Genomic DNA, 15,982 nt, shown 5'->3' with positions numbered 1-15,982 from the left:
CTTATGCGGCGTCGACGACCGCGACCGGGACCGACCCGGGAACCTGGGGGGATTCCGCCGGGCGGGTCTCCGCGCTGGCGATGAACCTCAACGGCGCCACGCCGGTGATGGTGGCCCGGTATCTGTATGACTCGACCGGGCATCTGCGCGCCGAGTGGGATCCGCGGCTGGACAACACCGACGGTTCGCATCTGCAGACCGTCTACTCCTACACCGCCGCCGGCCGGCTAGCGACGATCACCCCGCCGGGGCAGGCCGCTTGGACGTTGGCCTACGACGGCACGGGCCGGCTGGCGACCGTGTCGCGGCCGGATCCGTCGGGGCCGACGGCCACGCAGACGGTGGTCTACGACGTGCCGGTGAGCGGGTCGGGGGCGCCGATCGACCTGTCCCCGACCGCAGTGGCCGGCTGGGCGCAGCAGGATTTGCCGCTGTACGGGGCCGGGTTGTTCCCCGCCAGCCACGTCCCGGCCAGCCCACCCACGTCCGCGGACTGGCCGTACGCGGATCTGACGTATCTCAACAGTGACGGCCGGGCGGTCAACAGCGCCAGCTATGGGGCGGGGGCCTGGCAGGTTTCCACGACCGAGCATGACGCCCGAGGCAACGTGATCCGTACTCTGTCGGCGGGGAATCGGGCGCAGGCGCTGGCCCCGACGGCGGACACCGATCCGACGGTGACCGCGTTGACCGCGTCAGCGGCGCGTGCCCAGCAGCTCGATGACCAGAGCGTGTACGCCGCCGACGGCGTCGAGGTCGTCGACAGCTACGGGCCGACGCATCAGGTGCTGCTTGACGACGGCTCGACGGTGTCGGCGCGGGCGCATGCGCACACCGACTATGACCAAGGGGCGCCGGCGGCGCCGACGCCGTTCCGGTTGGCGACGACGGTGACGACCAGCGCCCGGGTCGGGGGAGTCAGCGCGGGGACGGACCGCGACAGCCGGGTGACGGTGAATGGCTATGAGGCCAAGGCCGGCGCGGATCCGAACACCTCCGGCTGGGTGCAGCGCAGGCCGACGACGGTGACGGTGCAGATGGGCTCAGGTAACCCGACGGTCGTGCGGACGAGTTACTACAACACGGCCGGGCAGGTCGTGGAGTCCCGGATGCCGAAGGCGAACAGTACAGGCACGGATGCGTTCACCACGGTCATCGCCTATTACACGGCGACTGGCAGCGGTGGCTGTGTGAACGCGGCGTGGACGGGGCTGGCGTGTACCAGTGGGCCGGCGGCGCAGCCGTCGTCAGGCAATCCGTTGCCGACGGTGAAGTACACCTACAACGATCTCGGTCAGGTGTTGACCGCGGTTGAGACGGTCAACACCACGACCCGCACGGCGACGACGGGTTATGACGCGGCGGGGCGGAAGACCTCCGCGGCGATCGCCGTGTCCCCGGCGGCGGACGGGGGTGCCACCCTACCGACGGTCACCTACGCGTACAGCACGACCACCGGCTTGCCGATCAGTACCGGTGACGGTACGACGACGCTGACTATTGGCTATGACAGTCTGGGCCGGGTCACCTCGCAGACCGACGCGGATGGTAATACCGCGACGACCGGCTACGACATCGACGGGCAGGTCACGTCCTGCGCGGACGGGAAAGGCACAGCGACCTACACCTACGACTCGGCGTCCGAGCATCGCGGGCTGGTGACCGCGCTGAACGTCGGCGCGGGTAGTGCCCCGTTAACGTTCACCGGGTCGTATGACGCGGACGGCAAGCTGGTGTCGCAGACCTATCCGAACGGGGTCGTGGCTAGCACCCGGTATGACAACGACGGCAACCCGACGGCGTTGACCTACGCCAAGTCGGGGACGACGTGGTTGGCGTTCACGCAGAAGCGGTCGGTGTTTGATCAGGTGCGGGCGGACGCGGGTCCGGCGAACAGCACCGGCTACACCTATGATCTGGCGGGCCGGCTGGTGCAGGTGGCCGATACCCGGGCGTATGGCGGTCCGGTGATCTGTTCGACCCGGCAGTACGGCTACGACGCCGAGTCGAACCGGACGAGTCTGGTCAACCATCCCGACGCCGGGGGCAACCCGACGAGCGGGAACTGCTCGTCGACCACGACCGCTGACTTCACGTTGAACTCCACCTACGATCAGGCCGACCGGCTGACGAACACCGGCTACGGCTATGACCTGTTCGGTCGGACCACCGGGCTGACGGTGGCCGGTGGGGCGGCGGCGAGCGTCGGCTACTACGTCAACGACATGGTCGCCTCGCAGACCCAGGGGTCGACCAGCCGCAGCTACGCGCTCGACCCGGCGCGGCGCATTCGCTCCTGGACGCAGGCCTCGACGACGTCGACGAACCACTATGCCGATGGTGGGGACAGTCCGGTGTGGATCGGGGTGTCCGACGGCACCTGGACGCGGAATATCTCCGGGATTGGTGGGGATCTGGCCGCGATCCAGGCCAGCACCGGTGCGGTGAGCGTCCAGTTGACGAACCTGCACGGCGACGTCGTCGCGACCGCCGATGACTCGACCACGGTCAGTTCGATCGCGAGTTTCGCGGACAGTACCGAGTTCGGTCTGCCGGTTTTCGCCTCGACCGCGTATCCCCGGTATGGCTGGCTTGGGGGCAAGGAGCGTTCCGCGGACGCCCTCGGCGGGCTGGTCCTGATGGGTGTCCGGTTGTACAACCCGTTGACCGGCCGGTTCCTGCAGGTCGACCCGCTTCCCGGTGGTAACGCCAACCCGTATGATTACTGCTCCGGTGATCCGATCAACTGCACTGATCTTAACGGTCAGTGGGGCTGGCGGTCGGTCCTCAAGTTTACAGCTGTCGCGGCCGGTGTGATCGGTGCCGTCGCATGCGGGGCTACGGTCGTGTGCGGTGTGGCGGTGGGTATAGCGGTCGGTGCCGCGGCTTATGCAGCGGAGAACGCGGGAACCAGCAACTGGAGCTGGACGGGCTTCGGCGCCGCAGCGGCAGTCGGTGGCTTGTCGGGTGGGATCGTTAGTTGGACAGGCTCGGTAGTAGGCACTACCCCTGCACTCGCGCCCAGCCGGCTTGGAGCAGCAGCGTTTCGCTCACGAGGTGTTGGCGCAAAGAGTAGACTATTTGGTGATGTTTATTCGGGCGCGCGTAAGTCGGGATGGCTAAACAGGGGTAGGAAGTATGGGCTAGGTTGGAGTGGTAAAAGCTTGAAGCCGTACGGAATTAGAGGGGCAAGAACAGTATTTCGAGCGAAGTTTCGCGGGTGGCATATCGACCTTCTTCATGGTCCGCGGCGGTAGGTGATGGGTAGCATTGAGCGTGAGCTGAGAGAGGGTTTCGGTGATGTTGCACGAAGCATCTCCACACATTCAGTGCAGTTTGATCCGCACCTTATCGATATCTGGATCGATTTGGACGATGGTCTAGATATAATCATCTCACCTTCGGAAAGCGGCGACTCTGCCCGGATCAATATTGGTTTCTACGTTTTTGAGCCGGTTCCTCGTGTAGTTATTGTACAACTCATCCGCCAGCTCGCGACGCGCCAGGCAAGTGTTTCGTTATGTCGTGGAATATTCTTTCGGTATGCTCGACTGGTTGTGAAAGTCGGCTCTCAGGAATGGATATCTCGAAGGCGATACCGCGGTGATCTAGAAAGTTGGGAAAAAGATCTTAAGGGGAAGTGAACCGCTCCGGGCGGCGTAGATGCCCCGGCCTTCGACGCCGCCAACAACGATTACCGGTTGGGGTTCGAGTGTGAGCAGGCTCGGGCTGTTGCCATGGTCTATTCGGTCTGCCGGTAAGTGTCTGCTCTGATGTGGTGACGATGTCTCCGTCCGAGATGATCGGGTCGGGGGCATCATCATGTCCGGGGGCCCGGCTCTCCCCGTAGAAAGACGTGCCCGTGGCCGTGCTTGCGGTGACGTCAGAAGCGCAGCTCGCCGTTCTCGACGCCGTCGATGAACGCGGCTCACTTCGCGCGGAGGCATGATCTTGGTCATATGTTGATCATGGTTGGGACGGTCAACGCCACGACCCGCACGACGACGACGGGTTATGACGCGGCGGAAGACGTCTGCGGCGATCGCCTGATCTGGCGGGCCGGCTGGTGCAGGTGGCCGATATCCGGGCGTATGGCGGTCCGGTGATCTGTTTGGCTCGGCAGTACGGCTATGACGCCGAGTCGAAATGCTGATGGTGGGGACAGTCCGGTGTGGATCGGGGTGTCTGACGGCAACTGGACGCGGAACATCTCCGGGATTGGCCGCGATCCCGGCCAGCACCGGCACCGTGACCGTCCAGTTGACGAACCTGCACGGTGACGTCGTCGCGACCGCCGATGACTCGACCACGGTCAGTTCGATCGAGAGTTTCGCGGACAGTGCCGAGTTCGCTCTGCCGGTCTTCACCTCCACCGCGTATCCCCGGTATGGCTGGCTGGTAAGGAGCGTTCCGCGGACGCCCTCGGCGGGCTGGTCCTGATGGGTGTCCGGTTGTACAACCCGTTGACTGGCCGGTTCCTGCAGGTCGACCCCGTGGTGGGCGGTAACGCCAACGCCTATGATTATTGCACTGGCGATCCGATCAACTGCACTGACCTCGACGGCCGGTGGGGTTGGCGGTCGGTCCTGAAGTGGACAGCTCTCGCGGGCGCTGTCGTAGGTGCTGCAGCGTGCGGTGCGACGATCGTGTGTGGTATTGCGGTGGGTGTCGTTGCTGCCGCTACTGCCTACGTGGCGGAGAACGCGGGAACCAGTAACTGGAGTTGGATGGGGTTTGGCCTTCAAGCGCTAGGTGGTGGCTTGGAGGGAGGGGCCGGTGCCGCGACCGTAGCGGCAAAGGTCCTTAAGGTGCATGGCTTCTTTCGAAGCCCGAGAGTGGTTGGTGGCTTCAGATATGTAAGTAGGCGCCGTGGTAACCTCCGGTACTTAAAGCTTGACCGACCCGATCACCTTCGATCCTACTATCACTGGGTACGGGGTAAAATTAGCAGCAAAGGATCACACAAGGCTCTTTACCACTACCGTTGGTGGGGGCGGAGGGTGGAGTAAGATATGAATCTTTACCACACTCACCCCTCGTTCGGTACTATCATTTTCCGCAGCCTTGGCGAGTCCCCCTTCGGGGTTCCCATGGTGGAAGACAAGTATCCGGCTTGGTGGGCGGAGCTGGACGAATGTGTCCAGGACGCAGGTATTGAAACCTGGTTTAATGCGATTATTGTCGAACTTTTTAAATCCTTCGGTCGGTTGCAGGCGAGAATAGTGGTTAGCTTCATGGAGGAGCGCCGCCGTGTCGAAGAAATATTTCCGGAGCATATTTATCATAAGCGTGGACTCTATACTGTGGCGATCGCTTCAGAAGAGTCGGTTCCTGGTTTGGTGAGTATCAATCCTGACGAGACGACAATCTCGACAAGCGATGGGCGGGTGGTCCTGTCCTTTGTTGAATGCTGGGAGGGTGTTTTGCTGCATGATCCTCCGGCTGAGTTGGTTGCTCGGTTTCGTCATCCTCTAGAAATTAAGTGAGTGAATCGCTTGTGGGTGCCCGGGGGATTGTATCCGGGCACCCCGGCAGATGATCTGTTCGGGCGGACCACGACGCTGACGGTTGCCGGTGGGGCGGCGGCGAGTGTGGGCTATTACGTCAATGACATGGTGGCTTCGCAGACGCAGGGATCGGTGACGCGTAGCTACACGTTGGATCCGGCGCGCCGCATCCGGTCGTGGACGCAGGCGTCGACGACGTCGACGAACTACTATGCCGATGGTGGGGACAGTCCGGTGTGGATCGGGGTGTCCGATGGCATGTGGACGCGGAATATTCCCGGGATTGGTGGGGATCTGGCCGCGATCCAGGCCAGCACCGGCACCGTGAGCGTCCAGTTGACGAACCTGCACGGCGACGTCGTCGCCACCGCCGACGAGGGTCTCCCTGTTGGCCAGGACGTCGACGAAGGCGGGTTCGTGCAGGCAGAGGACCTCATCGAGTAGCGGCATGAGGCGCCGGTAGACCCGGGAGACGGTCGGCTGGCTGACCTGGTACAGGTCTGCGACCACGGTCTGGGGAGGTTCCGGCGGAGCAGGAGCAGCAGCATCTCGACCTGTTCGGCGATGCTCATCAGTGGTGGCCGGCCAGCGCGACGGGAGGCGAGGACCTCCTCGATCCGGCCCACGAACTCGGCGATCAGCCCCACGGTAGACTGGTAGCGCACCGGCTCCTGCTTCTTTGGGATTTTTGTTGTGTGGTAACTCCAATCTTTCCGTGAACAGGGCCGGTGTCCTTCACCGACTCCCGGCGCTGTTGATGGCTGGTCGAGGAATGTTGACGCTGCGGCGGTTTATGATTGGCCGTACGGTGTCACCGTCGGCACTCTCCCGCATTCAGGTTCCCGGCCGGATGTCACCAGTCAGGCGGGAAGCGGATAGGATAGCGGCGCTTCAACGCTTGAATCAGGACTTATGAATAACGCTCTTTGTACTCAAGTCAGAATTTTTGTAATAAATTGAGTTTTGGTGCCTGCCAGCGGTAGGTGGCTAAATGCGAGGCAAGGCGGTAGCAGGTAGGGACGAGCCGGCCACCGGTCGATCATCGCGGGTTGCGTTGATCTCCTGAAGATCACCCGGTGGTCGTGGGCTATAGGTATGCCTTGGCTGTTGGCAGCGCGGCTTTAACGAGCATATGGGTCGGATTGCCTCCGGTTCGCCTGGGCGGAACCGCGTCAGCGGGCGCGGTCGTTCGTACTCGGCCTGCTGGCCTGCGGTGTCCCGCCGTAAAGCATGGCGCAGTCTGCTGCCCGTCAGTTTTCGTGTGTGGAATGGCGCCGTGCTGCTTCCTCTGCTTCTTCCCGCGTCTCATATCGGGGCTCGGTCAGGACGTACAGCAGTTCGTCCTCTTCGTCCGGGAGAAGCACATCCTTGAGATCGTCGATGATGTCCAGGCTCTCGAACTCTTCTGGGGTGAGAGGCTGTGTCGTGCGGTGTACCGTCACGAGCCCGCTGCCTGGCTCGAGTTCGGGAATGGTGAGCGAAGCGAGTGGTGCGCCTGTGGCGTGCAATAGTTCGTAGATCGCCTCCCCTGCATGAGCGACGGGAGTAGCGCTATGCGGGTCATCCGCCCACTCCTGGGCGCGAGCCCGCTGGCCCGCCTGAAGGAGCGCCTCTATATCTGGAACCACATAGTCGTAGCGAGCACGAACACTTAACGTCATCGGTGTCTCTGATGTCGTTTCGGGCGCCTCGGTGAGGTCGAGGTCGTCATCGTGTAGATCGGCGAAGACGTTGCCCCATCCTGTCGCATCGAAGACAGCGTCGACGTACCGGACCGCCGCGGCACGCACGTCGTGGATAGCGGGCAGTACGGTCTCCGCCGACGCGTCCTCGTCTATCATCACCGCCGCATGACGGCGGAGCGCCTCGATCAAGGATTCGACTGCTACCTGCACCGGAGACCGCCTTCTCAGCATGGGTACACGCTAATGGACGGTCGAGTAGATGGGGACAGTAGCCTTCAGGACAACGTCGATTTGGGTGAGGAGAAACAGCCGCTGTATTTGCCGACGCGGCGGGCGGGACCTCGGAGGCGATCACTGTGAGCCAGGCGGCGGACGCTGGCAGCACCCGGCTCCTATGACGCGGACGGCAAGCTGACCAGCCAGACCTATCCGAACGGGGTCGTGGCTAGCACCCGGTATGACAACGACGGCAACCCGACCGCGTTGACCTACGCGAAATCAGGCACCACCTGGTTGGCGTTCACGCAGAAGCGGTCGGTGTTCGATCAGGTGAGGGCGGACGCGGGCCCGGCGAACAGCACCGGTCTTACCTATGATCCGGCGGGCCGGCTGGTGCAGGTGGCCGACACCCGGGCGTATGGCGGTCCGGTGATCTGCTCCACCCGGCAGTACGGCTACGACGCCGACTCGAACCGGACCAGCCTGGTCAACCATCCCGACGCGGGTGGGAACCCGACGAGCGGGAACTGTTCGGCGACGACGACCGCTGATTTCACGTTGAACTCGACCTACGATCAGGCTGACCGGCTGACGAACACCGGCTACGCCTATGACCTGTTCGGGCGGACCACCGGGTTGACGGTGTCTGGTGGGGCGTCGGCGAGCGTGGGCTATTACGTCAACGACATGGTGGCTTCGCAGACGCAGGGGTCGGTGACGCGTAGTTACGCGCTGGATCCGGCGCGGCGGATCCGGTCGTGGACGCAGGCGTCGACGACGTCGACGAATCATTATGCCGATGGTGGGGACAGTCCGGTGTGGATCGGGGTGTCCGATGGCACGTGGACGCGGAACATTCCCGGGATTGGTGGGGATCTGGCCGCGATCCAGTCCAACACCGGCACGGTCACGGTCCAGTTGGTCAACCTGCACGGCGATGTGGTGGCGATCGCGGACGACAGCACCACGGTCGGTTCGATCGCGAGTTTCGCGGACAGTACCGAGTTCGGTCTGCCGGTTTTCGCCTCGACCGCGTTTCCCCGGTATGGCTGGCTGGTAAGGAGCGTTCCGCGGACGCCCTCGGCGGGCTGGTCCTGATGGGTGTCCGGTTGTACAACCCGTTGACTGGCCGGTTCCTGCAGGTCGACCCCGTGGTGGGCGGTAACGCCAACGCCTATGATTATTGCACTGGCGATCCGATCAACTGCACTGACCTCGACGGCCGGTGGGGTTGGCGGTCGGTCCTGAAGTGGACAGCTCTCGCGGGCGCTGTTGTGGGTGCTGTTGCGTGCGGTGCTTCGATCGTGTGTGGTATTGCGGTGGGTGCGGTTACTGCCGCCGTTTCTTACGTGGCAACTAATGCGAGAACTAACAACTGGAGCTGGATTGATTTTGGTTTCACAGCGGTATTCAGCGGCTTGGTAGGTGCGGCCGAAGTTCAGACAAATCCAGGTTCTTTTGCCGGACAAGGTAGGGAAATTAAGTTTAGTAAAAATTTCAGAGTTGCACCGTTTGGCAACCGAACCGGGCATCGACTTGGACGGTACCCGCATTATCATCGTCGACGTATTGACTCCAGGACTGGGGAGACGCGTCATGGCCAAGGGGTTGGCCGACACCGTCCTTGGGAAAGTAAAAAAGGCGACAAAAGCTGGTGGAGCAGGTGGTAGAGCGACAACCCCCTTTTATCCTCAACGAGCATGGAGACGTTGAAGTCTTCGATTCGGAAGTAGAGCTGCTTAGTTACGTTGAGTCGATAGATATCCTAAATAAGGAGTACGAGGTTTGGGATAGTAGTGGCCGTAAATTCGGCTTGCGTGCGGATCTGAAGATGCTTACTGATGGTCCACTTCAAGAGCTTGAGCTCGAAGCATTGTTGAGACGATATGCTCGTTATCTATACGGCAATGGATATGTATCGCACGAGCCTTTGAGTAAGGCGTCGATCAAGGATCTAATCGATTTTATTTGCCACTTTCAACGCACCAGGGTCGGATGCAAGGAACATTTTTTTGTGCGAATCAAAAAGATGTTCGGGAAAATCTTTCGAAAGTGAACTACCCGGATTATCTGGAGGCTCTGGCCTTCGGCGCTGCTGACGACGATTACCGGTTGGGGTTCGAGTGTGAGTGGGATCGGGCCGCGGCCACGGTCTATTCGGTCCGTCGGTAAGTGCCCGGCCTGATGTAGTGACGATGCCTCCGTCCGAGATGATCGGGTCGGGGGCATCGTCATGTCCATGGGCCTCTCTCCTCCCGTATCGGGGGACGGACCCGGCCGGCTCGGTGACCTTGTTAGAGAGCCAGCCTGGTGTTGGGTGGCGACCGACGAGCTGGGGTACCCGCGCATCGCGCGGCGATGGGGATAGGAAGCGATCACGCGAGGTGCGTGCCCCAGCCCCGCGACGCCGCGTCCCCTGTTGCCGGTCGTTCTTAGCCGGTGAGGAGGGTGATGGTGCGACCGGCGGGGCTGGTGGTGGACAGCCCCCTGGCTGGCGACAAGCCGGATGCTTGACCGCCACGGGCCGGAACAGAACAAGATCCGTACTGTGGGGGTGTCGCCGAAATGAACACGATGATGCCGGATTAACTATCTGATGCTATGTTCCGGCGGCATATGTTCACCTTCGGTTCGGGGCGTACGCCGCTCGTGCGGGGGATGCGCCTGCGCTGAGGCCAGCGGTCAGCTCCGTGGCGGGGATGTGGTTGGCTGCCGACCCGCGTATAAGGCCCGGTACGGTGCGTGGAAAGCTCGACGGATACGGGCGGCGCAGGAGATCCGGGGGCTGATGGTCATATGGGGAACGGGCAGGACACGACGTCGGCGCCGGAGCGGGACTTCGTCCTTTCCCATGCCCCGGCTGACCGTGCGTGGGCGGAGTGGATCGCCTACCAGCTGGAAGACGTCGGCTACCGGGTGCTGCTCGAGGCCTGGGATGGCGTGCCCGGGTCGAACTGGGTAGCTGTCATACAGTGGGCCGTCACCCACGCCCGACGGACCATCGTTCTGTTGTCCCGCGCTTACCTGTCTTCCGTGTCCGAGCAGGCGGAATGGCAGGCAGCCCGGGCCGATGATCCACTCGGCTTTGACCGCAAACTCCTGCCGATCCGGTGGGAAGAGTGCCCGCTGCCGGGGCTGCTCGGCCAGATTAAACCGATCGACCTGGTCGGTCACACCGACGAGGACGTCTGCCGACGCGTCCTCCTCGACGGGATCACCATGGCGATTAAGGGACGAGGGAAGCCCGCAGAGCCGTCTCCCTTCCCCCCAAGCCGTGCCAGTTCCCCGCCGTCGGGCGCGTCTGAGAAGCCGCCTCCGCCTTTCCCCGGCGCGACCGCGGCACCAGGTTCGTCCTTACCACACCTACCGCGGGAGGACAACAGCCTCCCGTCGGTGGCGGCCGACTCGTCGTCCCTGTCCGGTCAGCCGGATATGAATAACCCCAGATCGTTCCTTCCGGGGGTGCGGCCGTGGATACGGACGCACCGGCTGCCGCTGGGCGCATCCGGGGCCGTCGTGTTTCTGGCGTTTCTGGCGTTGCCGGTCTGGTGGTTCTTGCTGCGCAGCACCATTTCGCCCGATGGCTGTCAGCCGTGGCCAGGCGTCGCGGTGACCAAGGCCGACGACGGGGAGTGCGTCGGCTACAGCACGGGTGGATTCACCTTCGGCGTGGGTAAAGATCCGTCGGTCGTCCGGCTCCAGGATATCCAAGAAAAAATCTTCGAGCAGAACAGGTGTGCGGACGAACTCGATAAGCGGCCTGGGGGAGAACGGCGGCGCTCTGTCACACTGGTGTACTTCGGCTCTCTCACCCGGAGGCCCGCATCGACGCCGGGAACGGGCTGGGCCGATCCCCAGGTGGCGGAGATGCTGGCGCTGCTGACCTGGCAGCGCCAGCTGAACCAGTTCGGGAATACCGGTCCGTGCGTGGGGGCGAAGGATGATCCGTCCCGTTATCGCATTGCGTTGCGTGTTGTGATCGCAAACGGTGGCGAGGCGATGGGACAGGCAGCCATGGTCACCCAGAAATACATAGTTCCCCTCGCCGCAACTCCGGGGGAGCGGGTCATCGGGGTCATTGGTATGGACCGCAGTACACCGGTCACCCTTGAGGCAATCAGGACGTTGGGGATGGAAAACATTCCCGTGATCGCCCATGGCCTTTCTGCCGATGGCGTTGACCGGCAGTCGGAGAGATACTTCCAGATGGTGCCCGCGAACAGGCGCGACGCGCAGCTTGTAGCGCTGTATGCCTGGCGGAACAACAAGAAAAGAATCACGGTCTACTACCCCGGTGAGCCTGGAGAAAATGGTGCGGTGCCGCGTCCAGACGACGATGACACGTATGTTTCGACACTGGTGAAGGACATCGACGAGGAGGTGCCGAAGGTCGCCGCGCGGTTGAAGATCGGTCTCTCGGTCGACCGGCGGGGCTGGGACAAGAACCTGAACATGTCACCCGGCCGGGGTGCCGCTTCCGGTCCGGACATCAGCGCTCAGCTGGAAAGTGAGTTTCAGAAGAGGTGCACGACCCAGCGGCCGGATGATCTGATTTTCTATGCCGGTAGACAGGAACAGTTCGGCGAGTTCCTCAAAGGAATGGCGGAGTGTATCGGCGAGAAGAACATTCTTCTGCTCGCCGACGGCACTGTCGGCAGGTTTGTTCTTGAATACGCTGGAAAGAATATCTACAACGTGCCGATACGATATATTTCCAGGGCGGCGCCCGTGGTTCTCGCCGGGAAGAAGTGCCTGACGAACGAGCTGGTGGCAGGCGATCTGGAGTTTCTCCACGATGCTCAGCAGAGCGCGCGCTTTCTCGATTTCTGCCGACGGCTCGATGCCACCTACCGTGCCACCGGTATGTCGTCTTCAGCCAGTACATGGCCGGATGAGCGCGTCGGGCTGGTGTATGACTCCGTTCAAGTATTCCTTGACTCCGTGAACAAGCTTGACCCGGCCGAGGGCATCAGTTGGATGAAGATCGTTGGGTATATTCGCGGTGGTGTCTTTGATGGAGTCACCGGCCGGGTGGACTTCCGGACGTCCCGGGTCGCGACCGACAAGGCGCTGACGGTCCTACGGGTGGATCTGTCCAGCGCCACGCTCCCCACCCCGTCGGGGTCGGTCCCGGCCTCTCCGGACACGTTGGAAGCCGCCGATGACCAGACCTGCAAATTCGTCCTCCGGGGCCCTGATGAGGGACCCGATCCACAGCCAATGGACTGCTGGAACCACCCGTTAGGCCCTATACGCGCCCCCTCGCCCGCCAGCCCTGGAGAAAGCAGCCATTAGCGACCGGCAACAGAGGACGCGGCATCGCCGGGATTATCGCGGGATTGGGGCATGCACCTCGCCGCATCGCTTCCCAACCATCGCCGCGCGATGCACGGGTACCCCGGCTCGTCGGTCGTCACCCACCACCTCCGGTGACTCCGTGCGTCGCCTCGCGACGCACGCACCCAACCCCGCTCCTTGATCCACGCCCCTGTTGCCGTGCGCTTTTCATGGCCGTCAAGGCCAACCGCGTTTTCGTGATTCTGTTTGAGCTGGCGGGCAGCGTTGCCTGGCTCGGGCGGTCGGGTCGGTCGGGCCGGTCAGGCCGGTCAGGCCGGTCAGCGGTTGTCGGCGATTATCCGTCCGGCGGCGATGGTGAGGGTGACCAGGTCCGCGCTCAGCGTCCGCAGCGCGGCCGGGCCGGGTTCGGCGAGCAGGCAGAGGTCTGCCGGAGCGCCGGGGATGACCCGTCGCGCCGGCCCGCCGGGGCGGGCGGGATCGCCAAGGTACAGGGCGAGGGCGGCGGCGGGGCCAACCGCTTCGTCCGGGCCGATCAGGTTTCCCGCCGCGGTGCGCCGGGTGACCGCCGCCCGCATCGACCGCCACGGGTCCGGATCACCGAACGGGGCATCCGTGCCCGCGGCGACCGCGGCCCCGGCGCGCCGTAATCCCGCGCAGCGGTACAGCCACGGGAGATCCTCGCCGTCGACCTCGTTGAGGTACTCGTCGCCGCGCTCGGTGATGAAGTGCGGCTGGGTGACGACGGTCAGGCCACGCTCGACGAGCTGATCCACCAGATCCGGTGGGATGACGGCGCCGTGCTCGACCCGGTCGCCCGGGTGGCTCGGGTGACCCGCAGCTTCCCCGCCCGCGGTTTCGAGGACCGCGAGGATGAGGACGAGCGCGGCACGGGTTACGCAGTGCACCGCCACCGCCCGCCCGGCGGTCCGTGCGGCACGCACCGTGGCGACGAGCGTGTCGAACTCGACCGGTTCACCTTCGTCAATCACGATCTTCACCGGCCCCAACCGGATGCGTGGGTGCTCCGGCGGCGCGAGCTCGGGGCCGCCGGTCAGGGTCAGCCGTTGCGGGAGGTCACCGCGGATCACCGCGGCGGCGAGCAGCTCGGCCTCGGCCGGCCCGGTGCCGGCGGTGGCGTCCGTCACGCCGATGACACCGAACGCGGCGAGCTGCCGTCCGACGGCGCTAAGATCCGGAGCCGGCGCGGGGGGGAGCCGTTCGCGCAGCCAGTCGTCCAGCCGGAACAGCCGGCCGTCGGGACGTCCAGCCGGGCCGCGCCCAGCTCCGGGTGGCGCGCTGACGGCAGCACCGGCATGATCCTCGAGGCCGGCCGCGGCGATGGCCGCTGAGTTGAGCATCCACAACGCTCCGGAGCGGTGCTGTACCCGCACGGGGACATCCGCGACCATCGTGTCGAGATCATCTCTGGTCAGCGGACCGGCAACACTATCGTGGTAACCGACGCCGCGGACCCATCCGCCGGGGGCGACGGCCGCCGCGGCCCGGTGCAGAGCGGCTGCCAGCTCGTCACGCCGATGGACGGCCGGCGGGCCACAGAGCACCGAGCCGTGCGCGGCGGCCAGGGCCAGCAGGTGGATATGGTGATCATGAAGGCCGGGAAGGAGCATGCCGCCCCGGGCGTCCACGACGTACTCGCCGGGCGCGCGGGACAGCTCCGGGCCGATGGCGACGATCCGGTCACCGTTGGTACGTACCGATGTTGTCCCGCCCCGCCCGTCGACCTCCGCGTTGATGATCAGAATTCGGTCGTCGTGGCCGGTTTTCATCAGGCGAGCTCGGCGAGGACGCGCGCGGTGTCCGCGCCCAGCTCCGGCGCGGTACCGGCCGGCGTCCGGTGGCGGGGCGGCAGGACCGGGCGCCGGCAGCCGCTGGCCGCCACAAACCACCCGCCGGGGTTGTCTTCGTCCTGATCGGAGCCGGGCGACCATCGGGCGGCCGGGTCGCGTCGGGGGAGTCTCGGACGGGTCCCGAGCAGCGAACCCGCCGCCTCGCGCAGGGCGATGTCGACATGGTGGCCGCCGCCGCCGGCCACGCACGCGAGTGCCGCGACCGCCGCGTACAGGCCGGTCACCGGGTCGGCGATCGCGTCGGCGAGGAACATCGGCGTCCCATCCGGCCCGACCGCGACCAGGCCGGCGGCGGCCGCGGCGTCGTCACCGAAGGCCACCCGCTGGCACCACGGTCCGGTCCGGCCGTAGCCGGTGATGCTCACCCAGGTCAGTGCGGGATGGCGGGTGAGCAGGCCAGCCGGGTCGATGCCCAGCTGGGTCAGGGCCCGCGGCCGGGACGCCTCGATCACCACGTCGGCTCGCAGCATCAGGCGGACGAGGGCGGCCCGGCCGTCAGGCGTGCGCAGGTCGAGCGCGACACTTTCGTGGCCGGCGTGCAGGAGGTCGAAGAAGGCCCGCGGCCCGGACCGCGCTCCGTCCGGCCGCCGGGTGCTCTCGACCTTTATCACCCGGGCGCCGGCGAGCCCCAGCAGGTGCGCGCACAACGGTCCGGCCCACAGCGACGACAGGTCGACGACGAGGATCGGCCTCGTCGGCGGGACGGGCCGGTGGCCCGTCCCGGCCGGGGTGCTGTCGGTCGATGCGCTGGAGATGGGTGTGCCGTCGAGGAGGAACGGCGCGAACGGGAAGCGCTGGCCGCGCGCGGTGGCCTGGTCGTCCTGGGCCGCGTCCTGCGGCTGGGCGATCGCGGCCACCGGCAGGCCGAGCAGCTGCCCCTGCTCGACCACATCGTGAGTGGACAACCGGGCGAGCGCGACCGTGACCGCCTCCCACAGCCCCACCGGATGCTCCCGGTCGCGATCATCCCCGGCGATCGACAGCCAGGCCGGCAGCAGCTCACGGTCGGAGCCGCGGGCCAGGTTGACCGCGACCCAGCCGTTCCGAGTGGGGAGCAGGCGGGCGGCACCGCCGGCGGACCGCCGGCCACCGCGGGTAAGCCGGCTGATCGCGGCCCGCTCACCGAGCAGCGCCCCCGCGTCCACCTCGACGCGCCGGCCGCGTGCCGCCGCGAGCAGCCGGAACACGGCCATCGCGCCGTCGAGGCGCGGCACGATCGCCACGTCGGGCGCGAGCGGTGCGCCGCCCGCCGGGCCTGTCAACGCCATCGCGCCCGATCGCGCCCAGGCCAGCGCCGATGGCAGCGCGGCCATGGGGTCGAGCACGGCCATGACGGCCGGGCGCGCGGCGGGGGCCGCGGTTGGGCCCACCGCGGGACCGCCGCGCCGAGGCCGCGCAACAGCTC

The 15,982-nt window shown here is 65.0% G+C and carries 12 protein-coding genes; 9 read left to right on the top strand and 3 right to left on the bottom strand.

Translation table 11 applies throughout. The features are described from left to right. From MJ797_RS15505 to MJ797_RS15485, 5 genes are all read left to right on the top strand, one after another. On the top strand, positions 1 to 3,257 hold a 3,257-nt coding region (locus MJ797_RS15505; RefSeq protein ID WP_305039719.1), incomplete at its 5' end, for an RHS repeat-associated core domain-containing protein. Positions 3,258 to 4,248: 991 nt separating this feature from the next. Beyond that, positions 4,249 to 4,440: a hypothetical protein gene (locus tag MJ797_RS15500; RefSeq protein ID WP_239335455.1), complete on the top strand. Its 192-nt coding sequence runs from the start codon at positions 4,249 to 4,251 to the stop codon at positions 4,438 to 4,440. After that, positions 4,440 to 5,009 carry an RHS repeat-associated core domain-containing protein gene (locus MJ797_RS15495; protein WP_239335454.1) on the top strand — a complete coding sequence of 190 codons (570 nt, stop codon included), beginning with the start codon at positions 4,440 to 4,442 and terminating at the stop codon, positions 5,007 to 5,009. The genes MJ797_RS15500 and MJ797_RS15495 overlap by 1 nt, the downstream gene beginning before the upstream one ends. A gap of 3 nt (positions 5,010 to 5,012) precedes the next feature. Next, positions 5,013 to 5,486, top strand: a complete 474-nt coding sequence (locus tag MJ797_RS15490; protein ID WP_239335453.1) for a hypothetical protein — start codon at positions 5,013 to 5,015, stop codon at positions 5,484 to 5,486. Between the two features lie 15 nt (positions 5,487 to 5,501). Then, positions 5,502 to 5,951 (top strand): hypothetical protein, encoded by a 450-nt coding sequence (locus MJ797_RS15485; protein ID WP_239335452.1) that lies wholly within the window; start codon positions 5,502 to 5,504, stop codon positions 5,949 to 5,951. 806 nt (positions 5,952 to 6,757) lie between these two features. On the opposite strand, the gene MJ797_RS15480 is transcribed toward MJ797_RS15485, so the two are convergent. Further along, positions 6,758 to 7,381 carry a hypothetical protein gene (locus tag MJ797_RS15480; RefSeq protein WP_239335451.1) on the bottom strand — a complete coding sequence of 208 codons (624 nt, stop codon included), beginning with the start codon at positions 7,379 to 7,381 and terminating at the stop codon, positions 6,758 to 6,760. A gap of 252 nt (positions 7,382 to 7,633) precedes the next feature. Here MJ797_RS15480 and MJ797_RS15475 point away from each other — a divergent pair, with 252 nt between their 5' ends. The 4 genes from MJ797_RS15475 to MJ797_RS15460 all read left to right on the top strand — a co-directional run bounded on the left by MJ797_RS15475 (position 7,634) and on the right by MJ797_RS15460 (position 12,706). Further along, positions 7,634 to 8,509 carry a hypothetical protein gene (locus MJ797_RS15475; RefSeq protein WP_239335450.1) on the top strand — a complete coding sequence of 292 codons (876 nt, stop codon included), beginning with the start codon at positions 7,634 to 7,636 and terminating at the stop codon, positions 8,507 to 8,509. After that, on the top strand, positions 8,509 to 9,081 hold the full coding sequence (locus MJ797_RS15470; RefSeq protein ID WP_239335448.1) for an RHS repeat-associated core domain-containing protein: 573 nt from the start codon (positions 8,509 to 8,511) through the stop codon (positions 9,079 to 9,081). The genes MJ797_RS15475 and MJ797_RS15470 overlap by 1 nt, the downstream gene beginning before the upstream one ends. Beyond that, complete coding sequence (locus MJ797_RS15465) at positions 9,066 to 9,467, top strand: hypothetical protein (RefSeq protein WP_239335446.1); 402 nt, start codon at positions 9,066 to 9,068, stop codon at positions 9,465 to 9,467. The genes MJ797_RS15470 and MJ797_RS15465 overlap by 16 nt, the downstream gene beginning before the upstream one ends. A gap of 740 nt (positions 9,468 to 10,207) precedes the next feature. Then, positions 10,208 to 12,706 (top strand): TIR domain-containing protein, encoded by a 2,499-nt coding sequence (locus tag MJ797_RS15460; RefSeq protein WP_239335444.1) that lies wholly within the window; start codon positions 10,208 to 10,210, stop codon positions 12,704 to 12,706. A 320-nt stretch (positions 12,707 to 13,026) separates the two neighbouring features. Here MJ797_RS15460 and MJ797_RS15455 read toward each other — a convergent pair whose 3' ends face one another. Beyond that, positions 13,027 to 14,496, bottom strand: coding sequence for an amidohydrolase family protein (locus MJ797_RS15455; protein ID WP_239335442.1), 1,470 nt, complete (start codon positions 14,494 to 14,496; stop codon positions 13,027 to 13,029). Further along, a complete protein-coding gene (locus MJ797_RS15450) occupies positions 14,496 to 15,770 on the bottom strand; it encodes a CoA transferase (RefSeq protein ID WP_374582316.1) in 1,275 nt (424 codons plus the stop codon). The genes MJ797_RS15455 and MJ797_RS15450 overlap by 1 nt, the downstream gene beginning before the upstream one ends. Between the last annotated feature and the right edge of the window lie 212 nt (positions 15,771 to 15,982).

It is taken from the genome of Protofrankia sp. CiP3 (assembly GCF_917627345.1).
Classification (GTDB): Bacteria; Actinomycetota; Actinomycetes; order Frankiales; family Frankiaceae; genus Protofrankia.
Note: the sequence above shows the minus strand (reverse complement) of the source record. Positions and strands in the feature narration are given on the sequence as shown.

Bases quoted from the DNA above. Each gene is read 5' to 3' on its own strand.
- MJ797_RS15495 (WP_239335454.1), top strand. From the start codon at position 4,440: ATGGGTGTCCGGTTGTACAACCCGTTGACTGGCCGGTTCCTGCAGGTC.
- MJ797_RS15470 (WP_239335448.1), top strand. From the start codon at position 8,509: ATGGGTGTCCGGTTGTACAACCCGTTGACTGGCCGGTTCCTGCAGGTC.
- MJ797_RS15490 (WP_239335453.1), top strand. From the start codon at position 5,013: ATGAATCTTTACCACACTCACCCCTCGTTCGGTACTATCATTTTCCGC.
- MJ797_RS15460 (WP_239335444.1), top strand. From the start codon at position 10,208: ATGGGGAACGGGCAGGACACGACGTCGGCGCCGGAGCGGGACTTCGTC.
- MJ797_RS15450 (WP_374582316.1), bottom strand. From the start codon at position 15,770: ATGGCCGTGTTCCGGCTGCTCGCGGCGGCACGCGGCCGGCGCGTCGAG.
- MJ797_RS15455 (WP_239335442.1), bottom strand. From the start codon at position 14,496: ATGAAAACCGGCCACGACGACCGAATTCTGATCATCAACGCGGAGGTC.